Origin of the sequence: Neobacillus niacini (assembly GCF_023715785.1) — a bacterium.
GTDB lineage: Bacteria > Bacillota > Bacilli > Bacillales > Cytobacillaceae > Neobacillus > Neobacillus niacini_E.
Genome location: NZ_JAMBOX010000117.1, coordinates 1 through 255 on the forward strand (window position 1 = coordinate 1; position 255 = coordinate 255).

Below are 255 nucleotides of genomic sequence, written 5' to 3' on the forward strand. Positions count from 1 at the left end.
GATGAAGGACGGGACTAACACCGATATGCTTCGGGGAGCTGTAAGTAAGCTTTGATCCGGAGATTTCCGAATGGGGAAACCCACTGCTCGTAATGGAGCAGTATCTTTACCTGAATCCATAGGGTATAGAAGGCAGACCCGGGGAACTGAAACATCTAAGTACCCGGAGGAAGAGAAAGCAATCGCGATTCCCTGAGTAGCGGCGAGCGAAACGGGAACAGCCCAAACCGAAAGGCTTGCCTTTCGGGGTTGTAG

General features: G+C 51.8%; 1 rRNA gene. It reads left to right on the forward strand.

Annotated features, from left to right (window positions below):
- Positions 1 to 255: ribosomal RNA gene (locus tag M3234_RS29090) — 23S ribosomal RNA — on the forward strand; the annotation flags it as partial.